Source organism: Domibacillus robiginosus, assembly GCF_000966195.1.
GTDB classification, from domain to species: domain Bacteria; phylum Bacillota; class Bacilli; order Bacillales; family Domibacillaceae; genus Domibacillus; species Domibacillus robiginosus.
Genome location: NZ_LAHL01000009.1, coordinates 268,966 through 292,988, shown reverse-complemented (window position 1 = coordinate 292,988; position 24,023 = coordinate 268,966). Strand labels below are relative to the sequence as shown.

Here is a 24,023-nt window from a genome sequence, read left to right as displayed (position 1 = left end):
AGGGAACTTTAAAAATGAGTAAAATTATCGGTATTGACCTTGGAACAACAAACTCTTGCGTAGCGGTTCTAGAAGGCGGCGAAGCAAAAGTAATCCCAAATCCAGAAGGCAACCGCACAACGCCGTCTGTGGTGGCATTTAAAAATGACGAGCGCCAGGTAGGAGAAGTGGCCAAGCGCCAGGCAATTACAAATCCGAATACGATCATTTCCATTAAGCGCCATATGGGTACAAACCATACGGAAACAATTGATGGTAAAAACTATTCGCCACAGGAAATTTCGGCGATGATTTTACAACATTTAAAAGGATATGCAGAAGATTACCTTGGGGAAAAAGTAACAAAAGCCGTTATTACAGTACCAGCTTATTTTAATGATGCAGAACGCCAGGCAACAAAAGATGCTGGTAAAATTGCGGGTCTTGAAGTAGAGCGGATTATCAATGAGCCGACAGCTGCGGCGCTTGCATATGGTATGGATAAAACAGACCAGGATCAAACGATTCTTGTATATGACCTTGGCGGCGGTACATTTGACGTTTCGATCCTTGAGCTGGGCGACGGTGTATTCGAAGTGCTTTCAACTGCCGGCGACAACCGTCTTGGCGGCGATGATTTCGATGAAGTTATTATTGAGTACCTTGTAAATGAGTTTAAAAAAGAAAACGGCATTGACCTGTCTAAAGACAAAATGGCAATGCAGCGTTTAAAAGATGCTGCTGAGAAAGCGAAAAAAGATTTGTCTGGTGTTACATCTACACAAATCTCTCTTCCATTTATCACAGCGGGAGAAGCAGGGCCGCTTCATCTTGAAACAACTCTTTCACGTGCAAAATTTGATGAGTTGTCCTCAAATCTTGTAGAACGCACAATGGGGCCGGTTCGCCAGGCACTTCAAGATGCAGGAAAATCAAACGCAGATATCGATAAAGTAATCCTTGTCGGTGGTTCAACTCGTATTCCAGCTGTACAGGAAGCAATCAAAAAGCAAACAGGCAAAGAGCCGCATCGCGGCGTAAACCCGGATGAAGTCGTTGCAATGGGTGCAGCCATTCAAGGTGGCGTACTTACCGGTGATGTAAAAGACGTTGTTCTTCTAGATGTTACACCGCTTTCGCTTGGTATTGAAACAATGGGCGGCGTATTTACAAAATTGATCGACCGCAACACAACAATCCCGACGTCGAAATCACAAGTATTCTCTACAGCAGCAGACAATCAGCCGGCTGTTGACATTCATGTGCTTCAAGGGGAGCGTCCAATGTCAGCTGACAATAAAACGCTTGGCCGCTTTCAGCTTACAGACATTCCGCCAGCACCACGTGGTGTACCACAAATCGAAGTTACATTTGATATTGATAAAAACGGTATCGTAAATGTAAAAGCAAAAGACCTTGGCACACAAAAAGAGCAGGCAATTACGATTCAGTCTTCATCCGGTCTTTCTGATGAAGAGATCGAACGCATGGTAAAAGAAGCGGAAGAAAATGCAGATGCTGACAAGCAGCGCAAAGAAGAAGTAGAACTTCGCAACGAAGCAGACCAGCTTGTATTTACAACAGAAAAAACAGTAAGCGAGCTGGAAGGTAAAATAGATGAAGCAGAGCTTCAAAAAGCAACGGAAGCAAAAGATGCCCTTAAAGAAGCGATTGAAAAAGGCGATCTTGAAGAAATCCGTTCAAAACGCGATGCGTTAAATGAAATTGTGCAGGCATTGTCTATGAAGCTGTATGAGGAAGCAGCAAAAGCAGCCCAGGCACAGCAGGGTGCTGAAGGCACACCGAAAGATGATGGTGTTGTGGATGCCGAATTTGAAGAAGTAGACGATTCAAAGAATAAAAACTAAGCGAAGTCACACGAAAAAGTCAAAGTCAGCGGTTTTCCGGCTTTGGCTTTTTTCGTGAAACAATTTAATTACCAATGAAGAGTCGATGTATGTTAAAATAGCGGTTATGTGAATGAAACGGGAGTGAAAACGGTGAGTAAACGGGATTATTATGACGTATTAGGTGTCAGTAAAACAGCTTCAAAAGATGAAATTAAAAAAGCATACCGAAAGCTGTCTAAAAAATATCATCCGGATATCAACAAAGAAGCGGGCGCGGATGAAAAGTTTAAAGAGATTTCGGAAGCCTATGAAGTGCTGAGTGATGAATCTAAAAAAGCGCAATATGATCAATTTGGTCATGCAGGTCCGCAGCAGGGCGGCTTTGGCGGCGGTGGATTCTCCGGCTTCGGCGGCGGTTTTGATGATATTTTCAGCACCTTTTTCGGTGGAGGCGGAGGACGCAGACGCGATCCAAATGCACCGCGCCAGGGGGATGATCTTCAATATACGATGACGTTATCGTTTGAAGAAGCCGTTTTTGGTGTGGAAAAGGATATTATTATTCCGAAAGAAGAAGAGTGCGGTACATGCCACGGAAGCGGTGCAAAACCAGGAACTTCTCCTGAAACATGCTCACACTGTGGCGGTGCTGGTCAGGTAAACGTAGAACAAAACACACCATTTGGCCGTGTGGCGACACGCCGTACGTGTCATCACTGCAGTGGTACAGGCAAAATCATTAAAGACAAATGTTCAACATGCGGCGGTGACGGCCGTGTAACGAAAAATAAAACAATTAACGTGAAAGTACCTGCAGGTATTGATGAAGGACAGCAAATTCGTTTGTCAGGGCAGGGAGAAGCCGGCGTGAACGGCGGACCTCCAGGTGATTTATATGTGGTGTTCCGCGTGCGGGAGCATGAATTATTCGAACGTGACGGCGACGACATTTACTGCGAAATGCCAATTACATTCGTGCAGGCGACGCTCGGTGATGAAATTGAAGTGCCGACGGTCCATGGGAAAGTAAAGCTGAAAATTCCAGCAGGTACACAAAGCGGCACGAGATTCCGTCTGCGCGGTAAAGGTGTAGCGAATGTAAGAGGCTTTGGCACGGGTGACCAGCATGTTTTAGTAAAAGTCATTACACCGATCAAGCTAAATGAAAAGCAAAAACAGCTGCTTCGGGAGTTTGCAGAAGTAAGCGGCGAGCAGCCGAGTGAAGAAGACGGCTTTTTTGATAAAGTAAAACGCGCGCTCAAGCGTGATTAAATGGCATGATGGGAGCGGACACATATGAAGTGGTCAGAAATTTGCATTGAAACCGTCAATGATGCAGTTGAACCGATTTCGAATATTTTACATGAAGCAGGAGCGAGCGGTGTTGTTATCGAAGATCGTGCCGAGCTTGACAAAAAACGGGAAGGCGGCCTTTTCGGTGAATTATACGAGCTGAACCCGGATGACTATCCGGATGAAGGAGTTGCCGTAAAAGCGTACCTGCCGGTAAACAGTTTTTTACAGGAAACAGTGGACGATATTACCGCGGCTGTTCAGAATTTGTCTGAATATCAAATTGACACAGGAAAGCTTCGTGTATCTGTTAGTGAAGTGCATGAAGAAGACTGGGCAACAGCCTGGAAGCAGTACTATAACCCAGTAAAAATCTCTGAAAAATTTACGATTGTTCCTACGTGGGAAGAGTATGAGCCGTTTTCAACTGATGAACTCATCATTGAACTGGACCCGGGAATGGCATTTGGTACGGGAACGCATCCAACAACCGTTATGTGTCTGCAGGCGCTGGAAAGGTTTGTGAAACCAGACCATCACGTAGTAGATGTGGGGACCGGTTCAGGAGTACTTGCTATTGGAGCCGCGTTATTGGGAGCAACACGCGTTACAGCGCTTGATTTAGATGAGGTGGCAGTGTCAGCAGCACGTCAGAATGTAGCCTTGAATCATGCAGAAAACATTGTGTCAGTTTCTAAAAATAACTTAATTGATGGAATTGATGATCAGCCGGATGTAGTGGTGTCTAACATTTTGGCAGAAGTCATTATTTCTTTCACAGGTGACGTCGCTTCTATTTTACGTCCTGGTGGATTTTTTATTGCATCGGGTATTATTGGTCAGAAAAAAGATGAGGTTCGTAAAGCGATGACAGATGCTGGCTTATTTATTGAAGAAACAGTTGTGATGGAAGACTGGGTCTGTATCGTCGGTAAAAAAGCAGAATAATTGAGGTGCAAATATGCAGCGGTATTTTTTAACAGGCGGTCAGGATGAAGAAAGAATTCTTTTTTCAAAAGAGGATGCGCATCATATCCGGCGTGTTATGCGTATGGAAGAGGGAGATCATGTTTATACTGTTTTCCCAGATGGCAAAGCGGCCGTCGCGGTGCTGACAATGGTAACAGAGGCTTCTATTGAAGCAAGAGTAGAGGAATGGCTCGCGCAGTCAACTGAAATGCCGGTAGAAGTCGTTATGGCCTGCGGTCTTGTGAAAGGCGATAAATTCGATTATATTATACAGAAAGGAACTGAACTCGGCGCTGCCGGGTTTGTTCCATTTGAAGCGGAGCGTTCTATCGTAAAATGGGATCCTAAAAAAGGAGCCAAGAAAACCGAACGCTGGCAAAAAATTTCAAAAGAAGCGGCGGAGCAGTCACACCGAAACCGGATTCCAGATGTAGCAGAACCTGTATCTATGAAGCAAATGATTGAGCAGTCAAGCACGTTTGATGTGAAAATCTTTGCTTATGAAGAAACAGCTAAATCCGGAGAAATGACAGCATTATATGAGGCTGTTCATTCATTGAAGCCAGGCGGGCGAATGCTGGTCGTTACCGGTCCAGAAGGCGGATTTTCCGAAAAAGAAGCGGCCGAGCTGCAGGATTCAGGCTTTATTCCCTGTGCTCTTGGCCCGAGAATTCTTCGCGCAGAAACAGCCCCTTTGTATGTGCTGTCGGCGGTTTCGTTTTATTTAGAATTGAAGAGGTGATCAACATGCCAACAGTGGCATTTCATACATTAGGCTGCAAAGTAAACCATTACGAAACAGAAGCAATCTGGCAGCTGTTTGAACAGCAAGGCTATGAGCGTACAGATTTTGAAAAAATGTCTGACGTTTATGTGATTAATACATGTACCGTGACCAATACAGGTGACAAAAAAAGTCGGCAGGTGATCCGGCGCGCTGTGCGCAAAAATCCAGATGCGGTTATTTGCGTCACCGGCTGCTATGCACAGACATCCCCGGCTGAAATTATGGCGATTCCTGGAGTAGATATTGTAGTAGGCACACAGGACCGCGTAAAAATGCTTGGCTATATTGAGCAGTTTAAAGCAGAGCGCCAGCCAATCAATGCGGTAGGCAATATTATGAAGAATCGCGTGTATGAAGAACTGGATGTGCCAGCATTCACGGACCGGACTCGTGCTTCCCTTAAAATTCAGGAGGGCTGCAACAACTTCTGCACGTTTTGTATTATCCCATGGGCACGCGGCTTAATGCGTTCGCGTGATCCGGAGGAAGTGATCCGCCAGGCCAGTCAGCTTGTTGAATCGGGCTATCAGGAAATTGTTCTGACAGGCATTCACACAGGTGGTTATGGGTCTGACTTTAAGGATTACAACCTGGCCATGCTTCTTCGCGATCTTGAAGCCAAGGTGCCGGGATTAAAGAGAATTCGTATTTCCTCTATTGAAGCCAGCCAATTAACTGACGAAGTGATTGATGTGATTGATCAGTCCAATATTGTGGTACGCCATCTACACATTCCGCTTCAGTCTGGTTCAGATACGGTATTGAAGCGGATGCGCCGCAAATATACAATGGCCGCTTTTGCAGACCGCTTAAACCGGCTAAAAAAAGCACTTCCAGGTCTTGCTGTAACATCTGATGTGATTGTCGGCTTCCCGGGTGAAACAGAAGAAGAATTTATGGAGACATACAATTTTATTAAAGAACATGGCTTCTCGGAGCTGCATGTGTTTCCTTATTCAAAACGGACGGGTACGCCGGCGGCCCGGATGGAAGATCAAGTAAATGAAGAAGTGAAAAACGAGCGTGTTCATAAATTGATCGCCCTGTCCGACCAGCTTGCAAAAGAATACGCGGCGCGTTTTGAAGGCGAAGTGCTCGAAGTGATTCCGGAAGAGCCGTTTGGAGAAGGTGGAGAAGGACTTTACAGCGGTTATACCGACAATTACTTGAAAGTCGTTTTTCCGGCTACAGAAGACATGGTGGGAAAAATTGTAAAAGTAAAGATTACAAAAGCAGGCTATCCATACAACGAAGGGCAATTTGTCCGTGTTCTTGAACCAGCCCATGCATAACCAAAAGCCGGCCACTGCGCCGGCTTTTTTGCTGTTGTTTCTCGCAAGCAGCCCGGAATAATGATAAAATGAAGAGGTACGGACAACTAACTGAAAGGGGATCATGAAGATGATTACCGATACATTTGGAAATATCGCAAAAACAATTGACCATACGCTATTAAAAGCGGATGCAACAAAAGAAGAGATTGCGAAGCTGTGTGAGGAAGCAAGCCGGCACGGGTTTGCTTCTGTATGTGTAAATCCGGCGCGTGTAAAGCAGGCAGCAGAACTTCTGCGTGAATCGGAGGTAAAGGTTTGTACTGTTATTGGATTTCCGCTTGGAGCCACACTGACTGAAGTAAAAGCGTTTGAAACAAAAGCAGCCATTGAGCACGGAGCAACAGAAGTGGATATGGTAATTAATATTGGTGCTTTAAAAGACGGTGACAGAGAAACTGTTCAAAAAGATATTAAAGCGGTCGTTGCTTCCGCCCAGGGAAAAGCACTTGTGAAAGTAATTATTGAAACAAGCCTGCTAACCCAAAAAGAAAAGAAAATAGCATGCGAGCTGGCAGTAGCAGCTGGAGCTGATTATGTAAAAACATCAACCGGTTTTTCGTCGGGCGGAGCAACAGAAGAGGATATCCGCTTGATGCGTGAAACGGTTGGTCCAAAAATCGGCGTAAAAGCTTCAGGAGGCGTTCGTACGCAGCAGGATGCGATGAACATGGTGAAAGCAGGAGCAACACGAATTGGAGCAAGCTCAGGCATTGCAATCGTGACGGGTGTTGAAGGAGAAGCCGGCTATTAATTATCTACCTTTTGTAAAGAAAGTTTCTTGACCGAATATGATGCATGTATTATAATAGTGCAGTACATGGAATTTCCATCGTAATGTGTTCGGAGGGAGGGAAAAAGAAATGTCAAAAACTGTTGTTCGCAAAAACGAATCGCTTGAGGATGCTCTTCGCCGTTTCAAGAAAACTGTTTCTAAAACTGGCACCCTGCAGGAGTACAGAAAGCGCGAATTTTATGAAAAACCAAGCGTGAAACGCAAAAAGAAATCAGAAGCAGCTCGTAAACGTAAGTTCTAAGAGGAGGTTTTTATATGAGTCTTCTCGGACGTCTTAATGACGAGATGAAGCAAGCGATGAAGAACAAAGAGAAAGAAAAGCTGACAGTCATCCGCATGCTGAAAGCTGCATTGCAAAATGAAAGCATTAAAGCAGGCGGCCGCGACCTGACGGAAGAGGAAGAACTGACAGTCCTTTCTCGCGAAGTGAAACAGCGCAAAGACTCCCTCCACGAGTTTGAAAAAGCTGGCCGTGAGGATCTTGTGGCCAAAATTCAGACTGAACTGACTTACGTGAACGAATATATGCCGGAACAGCTTTCGGAAGAGGAAGTATCAGCTATTGTGGACAAAACGATTGCTGACACAGGTGCTTCTGCAAAATCAGATATGGGGAAAGTGATGGCTGCGCTTATGCCACAGGTAAAAGGCAAAGCAGATGGCTCGCTTGTCAACCGTCTTGTTCAAGAAAAGCTTTCCTAAAAAACTGCCGTCCTTCATGGGGCGGCAGTTTTTTATTTTATTTTATGAAACTTTTTGCTTGTTTATTCCGTATACACAAGAAACAATCAATAGGAAGGCGGTGAAAAGGATTTAAATGAGAAAAGAGACAGGGCTGCTTGTGAGTTTTCCAATTTTAGCTGCATTTGATTGGGAAGGCGGTTTCATTGGTTTTGCTACGCATCCAATTGTCATCATCATATTATTATCAGTTATGCTGACAGGTTTTATTTTGGAATTATTCACACCTGGCTTTGGCCTGCCTGGCATAGCAAGCACACTCGCACTCATGATCTTTACAGCGGGTCATATGATGTCAGGAGATGCCGGTGTATCAACTGTACTGCTTATTTTATTCGGTGTCTTTTTTATTCTCGCAGAAGTGATTTTGCCGGGCGGCATCGTAGGCTTTCTGGGCTTCCTGCTTTTTGCAGCGGGAGTGCTTTTTGCTGGTGCAAGCATGCTATGGATGGCTATTTCCCTGTTGATCGCCTTTTTAGTAGCAACAGTAGTACTGATTTTGATGGTAAAGGTGTTGGGAAAAGAAATGAGATTTTTTAAGAAATTCATCTTAAGCGACTCGACGAATACGGAAAGTGGTTACGTGTCAAATGTTAATCGTACAGATTTAATTGGCAAAGTGGGGAAAACAAAAACGCCGCTTCGGCCATCTGGGACAGTTGTTATTGAAGGAGAGCGTATTGATGCAGTAGCAGAAGGCGTTTTCATTGCTTCTGGAGCAGAAGTAGCTGTTGTAAAAACAGAAGGGGTCCGCGTAGTAGTGAGAGAGATTGAATCCTAGAGGAGGAATGAACGTATGGTTATAGGAAATACTGTTCTTTTGATTGCGGCCGTTATCGGCGTCATTATTGTACTTAGCATTTTATTAACGCTTGTCCCGGTGGCGCTTTGGATTTCCGCGCTGGCGGCCGGTGTGAAAATTAGTATCTTTACATTAGTCGGCATGCGCCTGCGCCGGGTTATACCAAGCCGCGTAGTGAACCCGCTTATTAAAGCATCAAAAGCAGGACTTGGATTAACAATTAACCAACTAGAAAGCCATTACCTGGCAGGCGGAAATGTTGACCGTGTTGTAAACGCGCTTATTGCAGCACACCGCGCGAATATTGAGCTAACATTTGAACGTGCGGCTGCGATTGATCTTGCCGGCCGTGATGTTCTCGAAGCTGTTCAAATGAGCGTTAATCCGAAAGTGATCGAAACGCCTTTTATTGCAGGTGTGGCGATGAATGGAATTGAAGTAAAAGCAAAAGCGCGTATCACTGTACGTGCGAATATTGACCGTCTGGTCGGGGGAGCCGGGGAAGAAACAATTGTCGCACGTGTTGGTGAAGGGATTGTTTCTACCATTGGTTCAAGTGATCACCACAAAAAAGTATTAGAAAATCCGGATATGATTTCACAAACCGTTTTAAATAAAGGGCTGGATTCCGGTACGGCTTTTGAAATTTTGTCCATTGATATTGCGGATGTAGACATCGGTAAAAATATCGGGGCCGAGCTGCAGACAGAGCAAGCTGAAGCAGATAAAAACATTGCCCAGGCAAAAGCAGAAGAGCGCCGTGCGATGGCGGTAGCAAAAGAGCAGGAAATGAAAGCGCGCGTAGAAGAAATGCGGGCAAAAGTTGTAGAAGCAGAAGCGGATGTACCACTTGCGATGGGTGAAGCACTGCGTGCCGGTAATATCGGCGTTATGGATTATTTGAATATCCAGAACCTTTCAGCAGACACGGACATGCGCGATGCCATCAGCGGCCTGGGGGATAAGAAAAAAGACCATAAGCAGGATTAATTAACGTAAGGGGGTCATCGCAATAGAAGCTTTGATCTTTGCCATTATTGCCGGTTTGATCTCGATGCTTTTCAACAAAAAGGAAAAGCAGGAAACAACTAAACCCAATAAACAGCAAGCAGAACGTAAAGCGAAAGACTTAACCAGACGGCTTGAAGAACAAAAAGCAAAAGCACAGGCAGCGATGGAGACAGAATCAAGGCAGCCGCACATACAAAAGGCAGCCAGAGCAGATGAAAAGCCGTCGCGTCCTGTCCGGGCAAGTCGAATAAAAAAACAAGAATCGATTTCTGTAATCGATACCTGGACTGGAGAAGATATGGTAAAAGGCATTGTACTGTCTGAAATCCTCGGTCCGCCAAAGTCTAAACGCAAAAAGTGATGAGGGCCCCTTTTTTTTCATACATATATGAAAAAGAAAGGGGCGTTTTTAATGAAATGGATGGGGAAAATGGCTGGACTGCCAGAAGACGCTGTCGGCCGCATTCCAAGAGTCGTAATTATTGGCATGAACAAAGTGACAGTTTACAACGCTGAAAAACTCGAGCAATTTACCGACCAAACTGTGCGCATCCAGCTGTCGGATGCTTTGCTTGAAATACAGGGGAAATCGCTGGAGGTCATTGAATTAATGCCTTCTGAAGTAGTCATTGAAGGAACGATGACAAGCGTTTGTTTAAAGGAAAAAAGAAGTGGCTGACTTTTTTTTAAAAGGCGCTGTAACCGTGCTGGTCAGAGGAGAAGAGGCCCCTTTGTTTCCTGGCAGACTGCACCAGCGCGGCGTCACGTTAAAAAATCTGCAATACAGCCGCCAGAATGAAGTCCAATTTAGCCTTTGTCTGGAAGACCTGGGAAAGCTTCGGCAGGAAGCAAGGCATTTTAAAGGCAAGGTTCGGTTTAAGGAACGGACTGGCCTTCCTTTTCTGAAAAAGCGGATTATGCGCTTTACACCATTTTTACTCACCAGCATCTGCTTTTTTATTTTGATGATTTTATTGTCCGCAATGATCATCCGAATCGATATACAGGGAGCAGATGCCGAACTGGAAAGAGACATCCGAACTTTTCTTAAAAAAGAAGGGGTTCGAGAAGGCGCTATTCAGCTGCATGATGTGAATACAGAAGAAATTTCAAGACGTGCTGTTCAAAATATACCGGGTGTGGTCCGTTTTTTGATTCAGAAAAAAGGTGTTGTTTATGTAGTAGACGTTTCTTCTGAGAAGCCGCCAGCGCTTGATACAGCAAAAACGCGACACGTAAGAGCAGCGAAATCGGGCGTGGTCCATGACATGTTCATCAAGTATGGTGTCGCGGAGATTCGACGAGGCGACTTTGTAGAAGCAGGGGACCCGTTAATTAAAGGGACGAAAAAAAAGCCGGCTGCTGGTACTGTCACAGCAGAAACATGGTATAAAGCAACCGTTACACTTGGAGGCAACGCATTAAAAACACGAAATGGGGAAAAAAGAAAACATATCTTTTTTTCAATTGGAGAAAAAGAATATAGTTTATGGGATCCTTCTTCTTTGAAAGGACCGGTTCAAACCGAAGAAAATCGTTATTCTTTTCACTTCTTTTCTTATCAGCTCCCGTTCTCATTACGGACTGAAACGGATTATTCTTTAAAACGAGCTGGCACAGTCGAATCAGAAGCGGAACAAGAAAAAAGAGTCATTCAGGCAGCGAAGGCAGCATTAATGGCTAAACTGCCTAAAGAAGCAGTTATAACAGGCGAAAACGTTTTACAGAAGCGGGCTGAAAGTGGTAAAGTAAAAGTGATTATACACTTCCAAGTACTTGAAAATATTGCAATTCACTAACGTGGCAGCTAAGGAGAATGATTGAATGCAGGAAGAATTAAAGTCAGCAGCCGTCGCCCTCGGCGACCAAAACGAAGCCGTCCTATTATTCGGCGTTTCTGATCGTCATTTGACGATCATGGAAGAGGAATTCCACGTATCAATGGTTACACGGGGAGAAGCGGTTCATTTGTCTGGAACTGCTGAAAACGTTGAAAAAGCACGGATAGTGGTAGAGCAGCTGCTTGCTGTCATTCGCAAGCAAATCAACATAAGTGAACGCGATGTCATTAATGCTGTACAGATGGCTAAAAATGGCACTATTGAATATTTAGACGAATTGTATGAAGAAGAAATCACAAAAAACGCAAAAGGCAAATCCATTCGCATTAAAACACTGGGACAGCGGGATTATATCGAAGCTATTCGCAGTAAAGATCTTGTGTTTGGTATCGGACCGGCTGGAACCGGGAAAACCTATCTCGCCGTTGTAATGGCTGTGCGTGCATTGAAAAACAGCCAGGTAAAGCGTATTATTTTAACGCGTCCAGCTGTTGAAGCAGGCGAAAGCCTTGGCTTTCTGCCAGGGGACTTAAAAGAAAAAGTCGATCCATATCTGCGCCCTCTGTACGATGCACTCCATGATGTTCTCGGAGCAGAGCATACAGAGCGTATGATTGAACGTGGAACCATTGAAGTAGCACCGCTTGCTTACATGCGGGGCCGTACGCTTGATGATGCCTTTGTTATTTTAGACGAAGCGCAAAATACAACGAATGCCCAGATGAAAATGTTTTTAACACGTCTTGGCTTCGGTTCGAAAATGGTCATTACCGGCGACCGTACACAAATCGATCTGCCAAAAGGAGCAGTTTCAGGGCTTGTTTCAGCAGAGGAGATTCTTAGCAATACGCATGGTATTTCATTTGTTCATTTATCAGGGGCAGATGTTGTGCGTCATCCGCTTGTAGCAAAAGTGATTACAGCATATGAGAAAGCGGAAAAAGGAGATGGCCGGCATGGCACTCGTCATTGATTTTTTAGACGAAACGAACGAACTTAATGAGGGAGCGGAAAAGCTTTCTGAGGAATTGCTGCAGCTAGCAGCTGTGAAGGAATCAGTACCGGATGGCAGCGAGGTTTCTGTTACATTCGTTACCAATGAACGCATTCAGGAAATTAACCGTGATTACCGGGACAAAGATGCGCCAACCGATGTGATTTCATTTGCCCTTGAGGAAATGGGGGAAGATGAAGTGGCTATTACCGGTACAGATCTGCCTCGAGTATTGGGAGATATTATTATTTCCATTGACCGGGCAAAGGAGCAGGCAGAAGAATATGGTCATTCTTTTGAACGGGAGCTTGGTTTTTTAACCGTTCATGGCTTTTTGCATCTTCTTGGCTATGACCATATGAATGAACAAGATGAAAAAAAGATGTTCAGCCGTCAAAAAGATATTTTGGATGCATACGGACTTGAAAGGTAAGTCGTCTTTTCATCCAAAAAGACTTCTTTCTTCGTTTCGGTTCGCCGGAAATGGGCTGAGGCTCGCATTATGTGAACCGAATATGCGCGTGCATATTGCTGCAGGTATTTTCATATCTGCAGCCGGTTTTATTTTCGACCTTACTCGAATGGAATGGTGTGTGCTGCTCCTGACCATCACAGGTGTTATTTCACTTGAGATGGTGAATACAGCGATTGAAAAAACAGTGGACCTTGTCACTGAGGAGTATAAGCCGCTTGCTAAAATGGCCAAAGACCTGGCAGCAGGCGCTGTTTTAATCTTTGCCATCGCCGCAATTATCATTGGCGGCCTTTTATTTATTCCAAAATTTTAATGAGGTGAATGAAATGGATCAACAGCAGCTTATGGAAGCAGCAAAGCAGGCACGCGAAAGAGCGTATGTCCCCTATTCAAATTTTAAGGTAGGAGCTGCACTGCTTACAAAAGACGGCCAGGTATTTGGCGGCTGTAATATTGAAAACGCGGCATATGGAGTTGTGAACTGTGCCGAGCGTACCGCTATTTTTAAAGCCTGGTCAGAAGGGGCAAGCGATTATGCAGCGATTGCTGTTGTAGCTGATACTAACCGCCCTGTGCCGCCGTGCGGCGCATGCCGGCAGGTAATCGCAGAGCTTTGCCCGCCGGATATGCCGGTTATTTTAACAAATTTGAAAGGCGACGTGCAAACAATGACTGTAGCAGAACTTTTGCCGGGCGCTTTTTCACCGGAGGATTTAAATGGAGAATAACACGTACAAATCAGGTTTCATTTCAATTATTGGCCGGCCAAATGTTGGGAAGTCAACATTTTTAAATCGAGTTATTGGCCAAAAAATCGCCATTATGAGCGATAAGCCGCAAACAACCCGTAATAAAGTGCAGGGTGTTTTAACAACAGATCGTGCCCAAATGGTTTTTATTGACACGCCGGGAATACATAAACCGAAGCATAAACTCGGGGATTTTATGATGAAAACCGCTGTAAATACATTAAAAGAAGTAGATCTTATTCTTTTTATGATCAATGCAGAAGAAGGGTTTGGCGGGGGCGATGAATTTATTATCGACAAGCTGAAAGATATAAAAACACCTATTTTTCTTGTGATTAATAAAATTGACCGCATTCACCCCGACCAGTTGATGGAGCTGATTGTACAATACAAAGAGTTTCTTCCGTTTGCTGAAATTGTGCCGATTTCAGCGCTTGAAGGCAATAATGTAGACCGTTTGCTTGAACAGGTGGAGAAAATGCTGCCGGAAGGTCCGCAGTACTATCCGGCTGATCAGGTAACAGACCATCCTGAGCGCTTTATCGTTTCAGAATTAATCCGTGAAAAAGTATTGCATTTAACTCGTGAAGAAGTGCCACACTCAATTGCGGTTGTGATTGATAAAATTTCAAAACGGGATGGCAAAGATATGATTGATGTCATGGCGACGATTATCGTCGAGCGGGATTCACAAAAAGGAATTGTCATTGGCAAACAGGGAGCTCTTTTAAAAGAAGTCGGTAAACGTTCACGCCAGGACATCGAGCACTTGCTCGGTTCAAAAGTATTTTTGGAATTATGGGTGAAAGTACAAAAAGACTGGCGCAACAAAGCGGCGAATTTACGTGATTTTGGATTTAAAGAGGACGAATACTAACGGCTTGAGAAGGAGTGGGCAGCATGCTTGAAAAATGGGAAGGCATCGTGCTCCGGACCAATGATTACGGGGAAACAAATAAGATCGTGACCATGCTGACACGTGAAAAAGGCAAAAGAGCTGCTGTTGCACGAGGAGCAAAAAAAACAAACAGCCGACTTTCCGGTGTTACCCAGCCGTTTACTCATGGGTATTTTCTTGTGCAGGGCGGCCGGGGACTTGGCACAATGCAGCAGGGAGAAGCGCTTGATTCGATGCGTCATATACGGGAAGATTTGCTGAAAACAGCTTATGCAGCTTATATTGTAGAGCTCACAGACCGAACGACCGAAGACGGAGAAGCAGGCGCACCGCTGTTTGAACTTGTACGTAAAAGTCTTGCGTATATCAACGATGGAATGGATCCAGCTATTGTTACCAACATTTTTGAAATGAAAATGCTGTCGCAGGTCGGGCTCCGTCCTGAGCTTTCTTCCTGTGCGGTGTGTGGAGAAACCGAAGGAAACTTCGGGTTTTCTATTCGGGAAAACGGCTTAATCTGCCACCGTTGTTTCGATAAAGATCCTTATTATTTGCCTCTTTCACCGGCCGCGATCCGACTGCTGCGGCTTTTTTATTTTTTTGATCTTGACAGACTCGGCTCTATTGACGTAAAAGAATCTACAAAAAAAGAACTGCGAGCGGCTATTTCGATGTATTACGATGAATATGCCGGCTTGTTTTTAAAGTCACGCCGGTTTTTGGAGCAAATGGAACGATTTGAAAATGTCTTTAAAAAAGATGAAGCGGATGATTGACAAAAAGGGCGATATGCATTACCGTTTAATAGACAAAAGCAAATAATCAAGTGCAGTGAAGGAAACAAGTAAGCATGATTTTCTTTCGAAGCGAGCCTGGGATGGTGCAAGCCAGGTAAAGAAAGCGGCTGAAGGGGCACTCTGGAGCACGTTTTAAAGAAAGCGGCCATTATGGCAAATAGGGTGGAACCGCGGGTAAAAGCCCGTCCCTATGTACACAATTTTGTGCTACATAGGGACGGGCTTTTTTGTTGTTAAGCAAAAATACCCGTACCCTGGAACGTCTCCAGCTTAAAGCCCCACTGAATTGGGCGTCCTGTGCTTTATCGATAAAAAGGAGGAAGTAAAATGAATATTCAAGAGATGATTTTAACGCTCCAGAAGCATTGGTCAGATCAAGGCTGCATTTTAATGCAGGCGTACGATGTAGAAAAAGGAGCAGGCACGATGAGTCCCTATACGTTTTTACGGGCTATTGGGCCAGAGCCGTGGAATGTTGCTTATGTGGAGCCGTCCCGCCGTCCTGCAGATGGACGGTATGGAGACAACCCAAACCGTTTGTATCAGCATCATCAATTCCAGGTCATTATGAAGCCGTCTCCAGATAATATTCAGGAATTGTATTTGGATTCATTAAAAGCACTTGGCATTGACCCGCTTGAACACGATATCCGTTTTGTAGAGGACAACTGGGAAAATCCATCGCTTGGCTGCGCAGGTCTTGGCTGGGAAGTATGGCTCGATGGAATGGAAATCACTCAATTTACATATTTCCAGCAGGTTGGGGGACTGGAGTGTAAGCCGGTATCTGTTGAAATTACGTATGGCATCGAACGGCTGGCTTCGTATATTCAAGACAAAGAAAATGTATTTGAACTTGAATGGACAGACGGTTTTACTGTGCATGACATTTTTTATCAGCCGGAGTTTGAGCATTCAAAATATACATTTGAAACGTCTGATCCAGATATGCTGTTTAACTTGTTCAGCGTATATGAAAAAGAAGCAAAGCGCCAAATGGACGAGGGACTTGTTCATCCAGCATACGACTATGTATTGAAATGTTCGCATGTTTTTAACGTTCTTGATGCCCGGGGAGCCATTTCGGTTACAGAACGGACAGCTTATATTGGACGGATGCGGAATCTTGCCCGTCAAGTAGCGAAAACATTTTATGAAGAGCGGGAAAAATTAGGCTTCCCGATTTTAAACCGGAAAGGAGACGCGGCTCATGAGTAAAGATCTTTTATTGGAAATCGGTCTGGAGGAAATGCCGGCCCGGTTTGTGACGCAGTCTATGAAGCAGCTTGGCGATAAAACGGTGGCTTTTTTAACAGAGCTAAACATCAGCTTTGAGGATGTTCAAACATATTCGACTCCGAGACGTCTTGCTGTCCTTGTGAAAAATGTTTCCGAAGCACAGGAAGATATTAATGAAGAAGCAAAAGGCCCGGCTAAAAAAATTGCGCAGACAGAAGGTGGAGAGTGGTCAAAAGCAGCCATTGGATTTGCAAAGAGCCAGGGGATGACAACAGATGACATTTACTTTAAAGAAATAAAGGGTGTTGAATATGCGCATTTGAAAAAGTTCGTTAAAGGGCAGGAAACAGCCGCGCTTCTTTCAGGACTTGAAGATGTTGTGCTTTCTTTAACATTCGGCAAAAACATGCGGTGGGGCTCCAATGACATCCGCTACGTGCGTCCGATTAAATGGGTATTAGCTCTGTTTGGACAAAACGTCATTTCATTAAAGGTTGCAAATGTTGAAGCCGGAAATCAAACGGCCGGACACCGATTCCTGGGCACATCAACCCTTGTTTCAGAACCAGTAGCATATGTGGATACGTTAAAAGGCGAATTTGTCATTGCCGATCCTGACGAACGCCGCAGCATGATCCTGGCTCAATTAAAAGAGCTGGAAAATCAAAACAGCTGGTCCATTCCTGTAGACGAATCGCTTTTAGAGGAAGTGAATAACCTGGTTGAATATCCAACGGCGCTTTCTGGTTCATTCAATAAAGCGTTTCTGGATCTGCCGGAAGAAGTGCTGATTACGTCGATGAAGGAACACCAGCGTTACTTCCCGGTTAAACATGCAGACGGCACACTGCTGCCTCATTTTATTACGGTTCGTAACGGCAACAGCCATGCCATTGAAAAAGTAGCGCGCGGCAATGAAAAAGTTCTGCGTGCCCGCTTAGCAGATGCCGATTTCTTTTATAAGGAAGATCAAAAAACACCGATTGCCGATTCTCTTCAAAAGCTAGAAAGAATTGTATATCACGAAAAAATTGGTACTCTGTCAGAAAAAGTGTCCCGGATTCGCCGCATTACAGCAGGTCTCGCCCAGCTAATTGGTGCAACAGACGAAGTAAAAACGCTGGCAGACCGCGCGGCAGAAATTTGCAAATTTGACCTTGTGACACAAATGGTGTACGAATTCCCGGAACTGCAGGGCGTGATGGGTGAAAAGTATGCCCGTCAAAAAGGGGAAAAAGAAGAAGTAGCTGTGGCCGTGAATGAGCATTATATGCCGCGTTCAGCCGATGATGCTGTTCCAGCAACGAAAACAGGTGCATTGGTCAGTATCGCAGACAAGCTCGATACAATCGCTGCCTGCTTTGCAGTTGGAATTATCCCAACCGGATCTCAAGACCCATATGCACTTCGCCGCCAGGCAGCGGGTATTGTGCAGACAATGCTTGAGCAAAATTGGAATGTACCGCTTGAAGACGTGATCTCTGCTGCGATCAAAGAAGTGCTTGCAGATAATGTAGGCGATAAAACAGCCGAAACACTGCAGGAAGAAATCAGTTCATTCTTCTCGCTTCGTGTCAAGCACATTCTCCAAGAAAAAGGCATTCGATATGACATTATTGATGCTGTGTTGACAAAAGCAGGCACGCTTTCCGATATGGAAGAAACAGCAGCTGTGTTGATGACGCATAAAGAAGAGGCAGATTTCAAAGAAACGATGGAGGCGTTGAGCCGGATCGTCAACATTTCCAGAAAAGCAGAGGGTGAACACACAGTAAACCCTTCATTGTTTGAAAATGATCAAGAAGCTGACTTGTACAAAGGGTATGAAAAGCTGCAAAGCGAATGGAGCCAGACAGCATCAGCAGAAGACCGGTTCAGCCTGCTTGCTTCTCTAAAGCCGGCCATTGAAGGCTATTTTGATAACACAATGGTAATGGCGGAGGACGAGGCACTAAAACAAAATCGTTTAGCGATGATGAGTCAGCTGGCCTGGTTTATTCTTGATTTTGCAGAAGTATCGGCTGTTCTCGTAAAATAAATCGGCCCATCCTGTGCTGCCCGCTGTTGAATCAGGAAAAATAAGTTATAATAGAAATACAAGATCAAACATCGGGATTTATATTGACGGGGTGGTGAAGACAATCGAACTAAATAAACGGCAGGAAAAAATTCTCGAAATTGTAAAAGAAAATGGTCCGATTACAGGAGAAAATATAGCGGACCAGCTTAACCTGACCCGTGCTACATTGCGTCCAGACCTGGCTATTTTAACAATGGCCGGGTTCTTGGATGCGCGTCCGCGTGTCGGCTATTTTTACACGGGAAAGTCTGGCCCGCAGCTTATGACAGAGAGCTTAATGAAGCTGCATGTCCGTGATTTTCAGGCAGTACCAATTGTAGTCAAGGAACAATCAACTGTATATGATGCAATAGTGACAATGTTTCTAGAAGACGTCGGTACATTATTTGTAGTGGACGAGTCCTTTTGCTTATCAGGGGTTCTTTCAAGGAAAGATCTGCTTCGGGCCAGTATCGGTAAGCAGGATTTAAATTCCCTTCCCGTCAATATTATTATGACGCGGATGCCTAATATCGCTGTTTGTGAGCGGGATGATTTACTTCTTGATGTGGCAAAAACACTGCTTGAAAAACAAATTGACTGTGTGCCAGTAGTGAAAAAAACTGACAAAGGGCAGGAAGTCACCGGCCGCATCACAAAAACGACTATTACCCGCGCCTTTATATCCTTGACAGATGACCAATAAAAGAAAGGCGGCTACCATGTATGAATGATCCGATTATTTATATTGTGTCCGACTCCGTCGGTGAAACCGCAGAACTTGTCACAAAAGCAGCTTTAAGCCAGTTTAGCGGCCCTCATGCCATTATTAAACGATTTCCATATGTAGAGGATCCATCTCACATTGATGAGGTCATTAATCTGGCCAAAGAAGATGGGGGCATTGTTGTATATACACTCGTCAAGCCGGAAATTCGTGCATACATGATTAAATCCGCTGAAGCAAATCATATAGAGGTATTTGATTTAATCGGTCCGCTCATGGACCAGCTTGAATCCATGTATACGCTGCAGCCGTTGTTTGAGCCGGGGCTTGTGCGGCGCCTGGATGAGGATTATTTTAAAAAAGTGGATGCGATCGAATTTGCAGTAAAGTATGATGATGGGCGTGATCCACGTGGATTGTTGAAAGCAGACATTATTTTAATTGGTGTTTCGCGCACATCCAAAACCCCGCTATCGCAGTTTTTGGCCCATAAGCGCGTAAAAGTGGCAAATGTACCCATTGTACCGGAAGTAGACCCTCCACAGGAGTTATTTACGATTCCGAAAGAAAAATGTATTGGGTTAAAAATTAGTCCAGAAAAGTTAAATTCTATTCGACGCGAGCGGCTGATTTCTTTAGGGCTGGATGACAGCGCCAGTTATGCAGATGTAGAGCGTATTAAAAAAGAACTCACTTATTTCGAGGAGATTACGGCAAAGATCGGCTGCGACGTCATCGATGTAACCAACAAAGCGGTGGAAGAAACAGCGAATATTATCATGAGCCTTTATCGAAGCCGAAAAAGTACATAATCGACTGATTATGTACTTTTCATTTTCATGGAAATGTTCTATAATAAAAAATTGTGATAAAAAGTGTGCGAAAAGGTTTAGACCTGCCTGCAAAAGAATAAACTATCTATGTAACCTTTAATGTGGCCGCGTTCACACAGTAAGAAGTTCTTTTCGACGAACTTTTGTGCGAAAAGAAGGATTCTACCCACGTATGTAGAATAAATAAACAAAATACGATTTTACAGCTGGTGATGTTATTTGTCCAGAAGAATTCCTGAAGAAACGATTCAGCAAATTAAACAGAGTATTGAAATTGCTGATGTAATCGGGGAGTACGTTCAACTGAAAAAGCAAGGCCGAAATTATTTCGGCTTATGCCCATTTCATGGCGAAAACTCGCCATCCTTTTCCGTATCGCCAGAAAAGCAAATTTACCATTGTTTTGGCTGCGGTGCAGGGGGGAATGCGTTTACCTTCTTAATGGAAATCGACCAGATTCCGTTTCAGGAAGCGGCGGCCAGGCTTGCTGACCGTGCTGGAATTGAGCTGGATATTTCCCCATCAGAAAGCGAAGAAACCATAAAAACAGATGAGAATGCAGATCTGTATGAGGCGCATGAACTGATGGCGAAATTTTACCGGCACCTGCTCCTGAATACAGAGGAAGGACGTGACGCGCTTTCTTATTTACACGAGCGCGGATTTACAGATGAGGATATTGATCGTTTCCAAATTGGCTGGGCATTGCCACAGCCTGAATTTGCGCTAAATATTCTTCAAAAGCGTGGTTTTTCTATTGAGCGAATGGAACAGGCTGGCCTGCTGGTTAAAAATGAAGAAACCGGCCGGTATTTTGATCGGTTTCGTGGCAGAGTAATGTTTCCTCTCCATGATCAAAGGGGACGTATATCCGGATTTTCAGGACGTGACCTTGGTCAAAGACAGCCAAAATATTTAAACTCACCCGAGACGCCTATTTTTCATAAAAGCAGTCTTTTGTACCATTTTCATGCAGCAAGAACAGCCATAAAAAAACAAAAACAATTTATCCTTTTTGAAGGCTTTGCCGATGTAATTGCAGCGGTAAGAGCCGGCTTTCATCAAGCGGTAGCTGTAATGGGCACAGCACTGACCGAGGAGCATATCAAACAGTTAAAGCGTGTTTCCGATCAAGCGGTTATTTGCTACGACGGAGACAAGGCGGGTTTAAACGCCGCGTACAAAGCGGCTAATATGCTGGATAGTCATGATATTGGAGTTAAAGTAACCGTTCTTCCGGATCAGCTCGATCCCGACGAATTTATTAAACAAAAAGGACCTGATGCTTTTTCCGCTTATGTAAAGGATTCTTCGCTTACATTAATGGCATTTAAAATGGACTTTTTAAAGCGCGGAAAAAACATGAGGGATGATGAACAAAAATTCCGCTATATTGAAGAAATGCTGACAGAAATTTCGGGATTAAAAAAAGCAGTAGAGCGTGACCACTATTTAAGACGGCTGGCTGATGAATTTTCATTGTCATTGCAGGCGCTGCAGGAGCAGGAAAAAACATTATTTTTAAAAAAGCGCCCGGCACGTATTTCGCCGCCTCAAAAAGAAGAATTGCCTGGTCATTTACCTCAGCGTGAGAGGACCATTCGGCAATATCCAAGGCATGAAACAGCCGAAAGAAGGCTGCTGGCCCATATGCTGGCTAATCCTGAGCTGTCAGAACGCATACGAATGATGCTTCAAGGTGATTCATTTTCTATTGATGAACATCAAGCACTATTTACGTATTTACTTGGGTATTATGAACAAACAACAGAACCTGATATGGCATCTTTTTTATCGGTGCTGCAGGATAGCCAGCTCAGGCGGCTCGCTGTTGATATAAGCTTGACAACTGTTAGTGAAGAACCGGGTGAAGAAGAGCTTTCCGATTATGTAAAAGAAATTCAAAAACAACACCGCCGTTTGGAAATCGAAGAGAAAAAAAGAGAGCGGATTGAAGCGGAAAAGCGTCATGATTATGTAGGGGCTGCCCGCATTTTACATGAAATTATATCGCTTGAAAAACAACTCGCCCGTTAGATTGCCAGGAAGTTGGAAGGAGGGGGACTAATGGCTGAAAAGTCAACACGTTCCAAAGAAGCTGAATTAACAATTGAAAAAGCAAAAGAACTTATTATTGAAACAGGTAAAAAAAGAGGAGAATTAACGTACAACTACGTTGCGGATAAATTGGCTTCATTTGAGGTGGATTCCGGTCAAATCGATGAATTTTATGAATCCCTTACAGAACAGGGAGTAGAGCTTGTAGAGGAAGAAGAAAGCAATGATGATGGTGATCCAAATCTTCAGGAGCTGGAAAAGGAAAACGAGGAATTTGATTTAAACGATTTGAGCGTTCCTCCTGGAGTGAAAATCAACGACCCGGTCCGTATGTACTTAAAAGAAATTGGCCGTGTTGATCTTTTGTCTGCTCAAGAAGAAATTGAACTGGCTCACCGCATTGAAGAAGGTGACGAAGAAGCAAAGCGCCGCCTAGCAGAAGCAAACCTTCGTCTTGTAGTCAGCATTGCAAAACGTTACGTAGGACGTGGTATGCTGTTTCTTGATTTGATTCAAGAAGGGAACATGGGTCTTATTAAAGCCGTTGAAAAGTTTGATTACCGTAAAGGCTTTAAGTTCAGTACGTATGCAACATGGTGGATTCGTCAGGCAATTACGCGTGCGATTGCCGACCAGGCACGAACAATCCGGATTCCGGTTCATATGGTTGAAACCATTAACAAATTAATTCGTGTACAACGGCAGCTTCTTCAAGATCTTGGGCGGGAACCAGCGCCGGAAGAAATCGCCGAAGAAATGGATTTAACACCAGAGAAAGTGCGTGAAATTTTAAAAATTGCTCAAGAGCCTGTTTCGCTTGAAACCCCAATCGGGGAAGAAGATGATTCGCACCTTGGCGATTTTATTGAAGATCAGGAAGCGACTTCTCCGTCTGAGCATGCGGCTTACGAATTGCTGAAAGAGCAGCTGGAAGACGTCTTAGATACACTTACGGATCGGGAAGAAAATGTTCTTCGTCTTCGTTTCGGTCTGGATGATGGACGAACACGAACACTGGAGGAAGTGGGTAAAGTGTTCGGTGTTACACGCGAGCGCATTCGTCAAATTGAAGCAAAAGCGCTTCGGAAGCTTCGTCATCCAAGCCGTAGCAAACGTTTAAAAGACTTTTTGGAATAAACCAAACTTTGGCCGGGTTTTCCCGGCTTTTTTTCGTGCAAAAAAGCAGGATAATCCTTCTTTATCGCGAATAGTATTGTGTATTGGGGTGTGACGCAGGGTGAAACAGAATAAAAAAGATATTATTATTCAGGAAATACTTCTCTGGAAAGACAATCATATGCTGCCTCCACATTATTGTGATTATTTACTTGCGCTTTATACACAAGGAACGGAATATACGGAAGCAGGTAGAAGAGCCAGGGTAAGGAGCATTCATCTAACAACGGCTTTGCTAGCATTATTACTACTGCCAGTTGCTGTATGTATTCTCTATTTTACGGAATTGTCTTTTCTTTTGCAAACAGTGATTTTGACAAGTTTTGTCGGAATTATGTTACTGTTAGCTATTTACTTCTCCCGCCAAAAAGTATTGGCACCTATCCTGTTTTTAGGGGCTGCGCTTATACTGCTGCTGCTTTCGCTTGAACTAAATGTGCAGGCTTTCAGAAATAATTCTTATACGTTATATGGACTGTTAGCCGTCAATTGCCTGCTTTGGATTTTTACAGGCATAAAACTAAAATTATTTTACTTTTCCATTTCTGGTGGATTGGGCTTTTTAGTACTTTTCTTTTTCTGGCTAAAGGGCTAATTTGTGACGGAATTACAACAGGG

The 24,023-nt window shown here is 44.2% G+C and carries 26 protein-coding genes; all 26 read left to right on the top strand.

The window, feature by feature from the left end; genetic code table 11:
* Window positions 1-14: 14 nt before the first annotated feature.
* Window positions 15-1,847, top strand: a complete 1,833-nt coding sequence (gene dnaK / locus VP97_RS06620; RefSeq protein ID WP_050180937.1) for a molecular chaperone DnaK — start codon at window positions 15-17, stop codon at window positions 1,845-1,847.
* A gap of 132 nt (window positions 1,848-1,979) precedes the next feature.
* Entirely contained in the window at window positions 1,980-3,101 is a 1,122-nt protein-coding gene (gene dnaJ, locus VP97_RS06615; protein ID WP_050180936.1) for a molecular chaperone DnaJ, read from the top strand.
* Between the two features lie 24 nt (window positions 3,102-3,125).
* Window positions 3,126-4,070 carry a 50S ribosomal protein L11 methyltransferase gene (gene prmA / locus VP97_RS06610; protein WP_050180934.1) on the top strand — a complete coding sequence of 315 codons (945 nt, stop codon included), beginning with the start codon at window positions 3,126-3,128 and terminating at the stop codon, window positions 4,068-4,070.
* 13 nt (window positions 4,071-4,083) lie between these two features.
* Window positions 4,084-4,833 (top strand): 16S rRNA (uracil(1498)-N(3))-methyltransferase, encoded by a 750-nt coding sequence (locus tag VP97_RS06605; RefSeq protein ID WP_050180932.1) that lies wholly within the window; start codon window positions 4,084-4,086, stop codon window positions 4,831-4,833.
* 5 nt (window positions 4,834-4,838) lie between these two features.
* On the top strand, window positions 4,839-6,170 hold the full coding sequence (gene mtaB, locus VP97_RS06600) for a tRNA (N(6)-L-threonylcarbamoyladenosine(37)-C(2))-methylthiotransferase MtaB (protein ID WP_050180931.1): 1,332 nt from the start codon (window positions 4,839-4,841) through the stop codon (window positions 6,168-6,170).
* Between the two features lie 109 nt (window positions 6,171-6,279).
* Entirely contained in the window at window positions 6,280-6,963 is a 684-nt protein-coding gene (gene deoC, locus VP97_RS06595) for a deoxyribose-phosphate aldolase (RefSeq protein WP_050180930.1), read from the top strand.
* Between the two features lie 109 nt (window positions 6,964-7,072).
* Window positions 7,073-7,246 (top strand): 30S ribosomal protein S21, encoded by a 174-nt coding sequence (gene rpsU, locus VP97_RS06590; RefSeq protein ID WP_018393973.1) that lies wholly within the window; start codon window positions 7,073-7,075, stop codon window positions 7,244-7,246.
* 14 nt (window positions 7,247-7,260) lie between these two features.
* Window positions 7,261-7,707 (top strand): GatB/YqeY domain-containing protein, encoded by a 447-nt coding sequence (locus tag VP97_RS06585; protein WP_050180926.1) that lies wholly within the window; start codon window positions 7,261-7,263, stop codon window positions 7,705-7,707.
* A 115-nt stretch (window positions 7,708-7,822) separates the two neighbouring features.
* Window positions 7,823-8,527 carry an NfeD family protein gene (locus tag VP97_RS06580; RefSeq protein WP_245629848.1) on the top strand — a complete coding sequence of 235 codons (705 nt, stop codon included), beginning with the start codon at window positions 7,823-7,825 and terminating at the stop codon, window positions 8,525-8,527.
* A gap of 15 nt (window positions 8,528-8,542) precedes the next feature.
* Window positions 8,543-9,538 carry a flotillin-like protein FloA gene (gene floA / locus VP97_RS06575; protein WP_050180924.1) on the top strand — a complete coding sequence of 332 codons (996 nt, stop codon included), beginning with the start codon at window positions 8,543-8,545 and terminating at the stop codon, window positions 9,536-9,538.
* 31 nt (window positions 9,539-9,569) lie between these two features.
* A complete protein-coding gene (locus VP97_RS06570; RefSeq protein WP_050180922.1) occupies window positions 9,570-9,920 on the top strand; it encodes a hypothetical protein in 351 nt (116 codons plus the stop codon).
* A gap of 51 nt (window positions 9,921-9,971) precedes the next feature.
* Window positions 9,972-10,238 carry a YabP/YqfC family sporulation protein gene (locus VP97_RS06565; protein WP_050180920.1) on the top strand — a complete coding sequence of 89 codons (267 nt, stop codon included), beginning with the start codon at window positions 9,972-9,974 and terminating at the stop codon, window positions 10,236-10,238.
* Window positions 10,231-11,358, top strand: a complete 1,128-nt coding sequence (locus tag VP97_RS06560) for a sporulation protein YqfD (protein ID WP_050180917.1) — start codon at window positions 10,231-10,233, stop codon at window positions 11,356-11,358. The genes VP97_RS06565 and VP97_RS06560 overlap by 8 nt, the downstream gene beginning before the upstream one ends.
* A 25-nt stretch (window positions 11,359-11,383) precedes the next feature.
* Window positions 11,384-12,373 carry a PhoH family protein gene (locus VP97_RS06555; protein ID WP_050180914.1) on the top strand — a complete coding sequence of 330 codons (990 nt, stop codon included), beginning with the start codon at window positions 11,384-11,386 and terminating at the stop codon, window positions 12,371-12,373.
* Entirely contained in the window at window positions 12,357-12,827 is a 471-nt protein-coding gene (ybeY, locus tag VP97_RS06550) for an rRNA maturation RNase YbeY (protein WP_050180912.1), read from the top strand. The genes VP97_RS06555 and ybeY overlap by 17 nt, the downstream gene beginning before the upstream one ends.
* Window positions 12,805-13,182 (top strand): diacylglycerol kinase family protein, encoded by a 378-nt coding sequence (locus VP97_RS06545; protein WP_050180911.1) that lies wholly within the window; start codon window positions 12,805-12,807, stop codon window positions 13,180-13,182. The genes ybeY and VP97_RS06545 overlap by 23 nt, the downstream gene beginning before the upstream one ends.
* A 4-nt stretch (window positions 13,183-13,186) precedes the next feature.
* Window positions 13,187-13,597: a cytidine deaminase gene (locus VP97_RS06540; RefSeq protein WP_281175078.1), complete on the top strand. Its 411-nt coding sequence runs from the start codon at window positions 13,187-13,189 to the stop codon at window positions 13,595-13,597.
* Window positions 13,587-14,495, top strand: a complete 909-nt coding sequence (era, locus tag VP97_RS06535; RefSeq protein ID WP_050180907.1) for a GTPase Era — start codon at window positions 13,587-13,589, stop codon at window positions 14,493-14,495. Before VP97_RS06540 ends, era begins: the two co-directional genes overlap by 11 nt.
* 23 nt (window positions 14,496-14,518) lie before the next feature.
* Window positions 14,519-15,292 carry a DNA repair protein RecO gene (gene recO, locus VP97_RS06530; RefSeq protein ID WP_050180906.1) on the top strand — a complete coding sequence of 258 codons (774 nt, stop codon included), beginning with the start codon at window positions 14,519-14,521 and terminating at the stop codon, window positions 15,290-15,292.
* 348 nt (window positions 15,293-15,640) lie between these two features.
* The gene (gene glyQ / locus VP97_RS06525) at window positions 15,641-16,531 is read left to right on the top strand and encodes a glycine--tRNA ligase subunit alpha (RefSeq protein WP_050180904.1); all 891 of its coding nucleotides are present in this window, start codon (window positions 15,641-15,643) and stop codon (window positions 16,529-16,531) included.
* A complete protein-coding gene (glyS, locus tag VP97_RS06520; protein ID WP_050180901.1) occupies window positions 16,524-18,590 on the top strand; it encodes a glycine--tRNA ligase subunit beta in 2,067 nt (688 codons plus the stop codon). The genes glyQ and glyS overlap by 8 nt, the downstream gene beginning before the upstream one ends.
* A gap of 91 nt (window positions 18,591-18,681) precedes the next feature.
* A complete protein-coding gene (gene ccpN / locus VP97_RS06515) occupies window positions 18,682-19,317 on the top strand; it encodes a transcriptional regulator CcpN (protein WP_050181002.1) in 636 nt (211 codons plus the stop codon).
* Between the two features lie 20 nt (window positions 19,318-19,337).
* A complete protein-coding gene (locus tag VP97_RS06510; protein WP_050180899.1) occupies window positions 19,338-20,150 on the top strand; it encodes a pyruvate, water dikinase regulatory protein in 813 nt (270 codons plus the stop codon).
* Window positions 20,151-20,390: 240 nt separating this feature from the next.
* Window positions 20,391-22,208 carry a DNA primase gene (dnaG, locus tag VP97_RS06505; RefSeq protein ID WP_050180897.1) on the top strand — a complete coding sequence of 606 codons (1,818 nt, stop codon included), beginning with the start codon at window positions 20,391-20,393 and terminating at the stop codon, window positions 22,206-22,208.
* A 30-nt stretch (window positions 22,209-22,238) separates the two neighbouring features.
* Window positions 22,239-23,366, top strand: coding sequence for an RNA polymerase sigma factor RpoD (rpoD, locus tag VP97_RS06500; RefSeq protein WP_050180894.1), 1,128 nt, complete (start codon window positions 22,239-22,241; stop codon window positions 23,364-23,366).
* A gap of 100 nt (window positions 23,367-23,466) precedes the next feature.
* Entirely contained in the window at window positions 23,467-24,000 is a 534-nt protein-coding gene (locus VP97_RS06495) for a hypothetical protein (protein ID WP_245629847.1), read from the top strand.
* The last annotated feature ends 23 nt before the right edge of the window (window positions 24,001-24,023 follow it).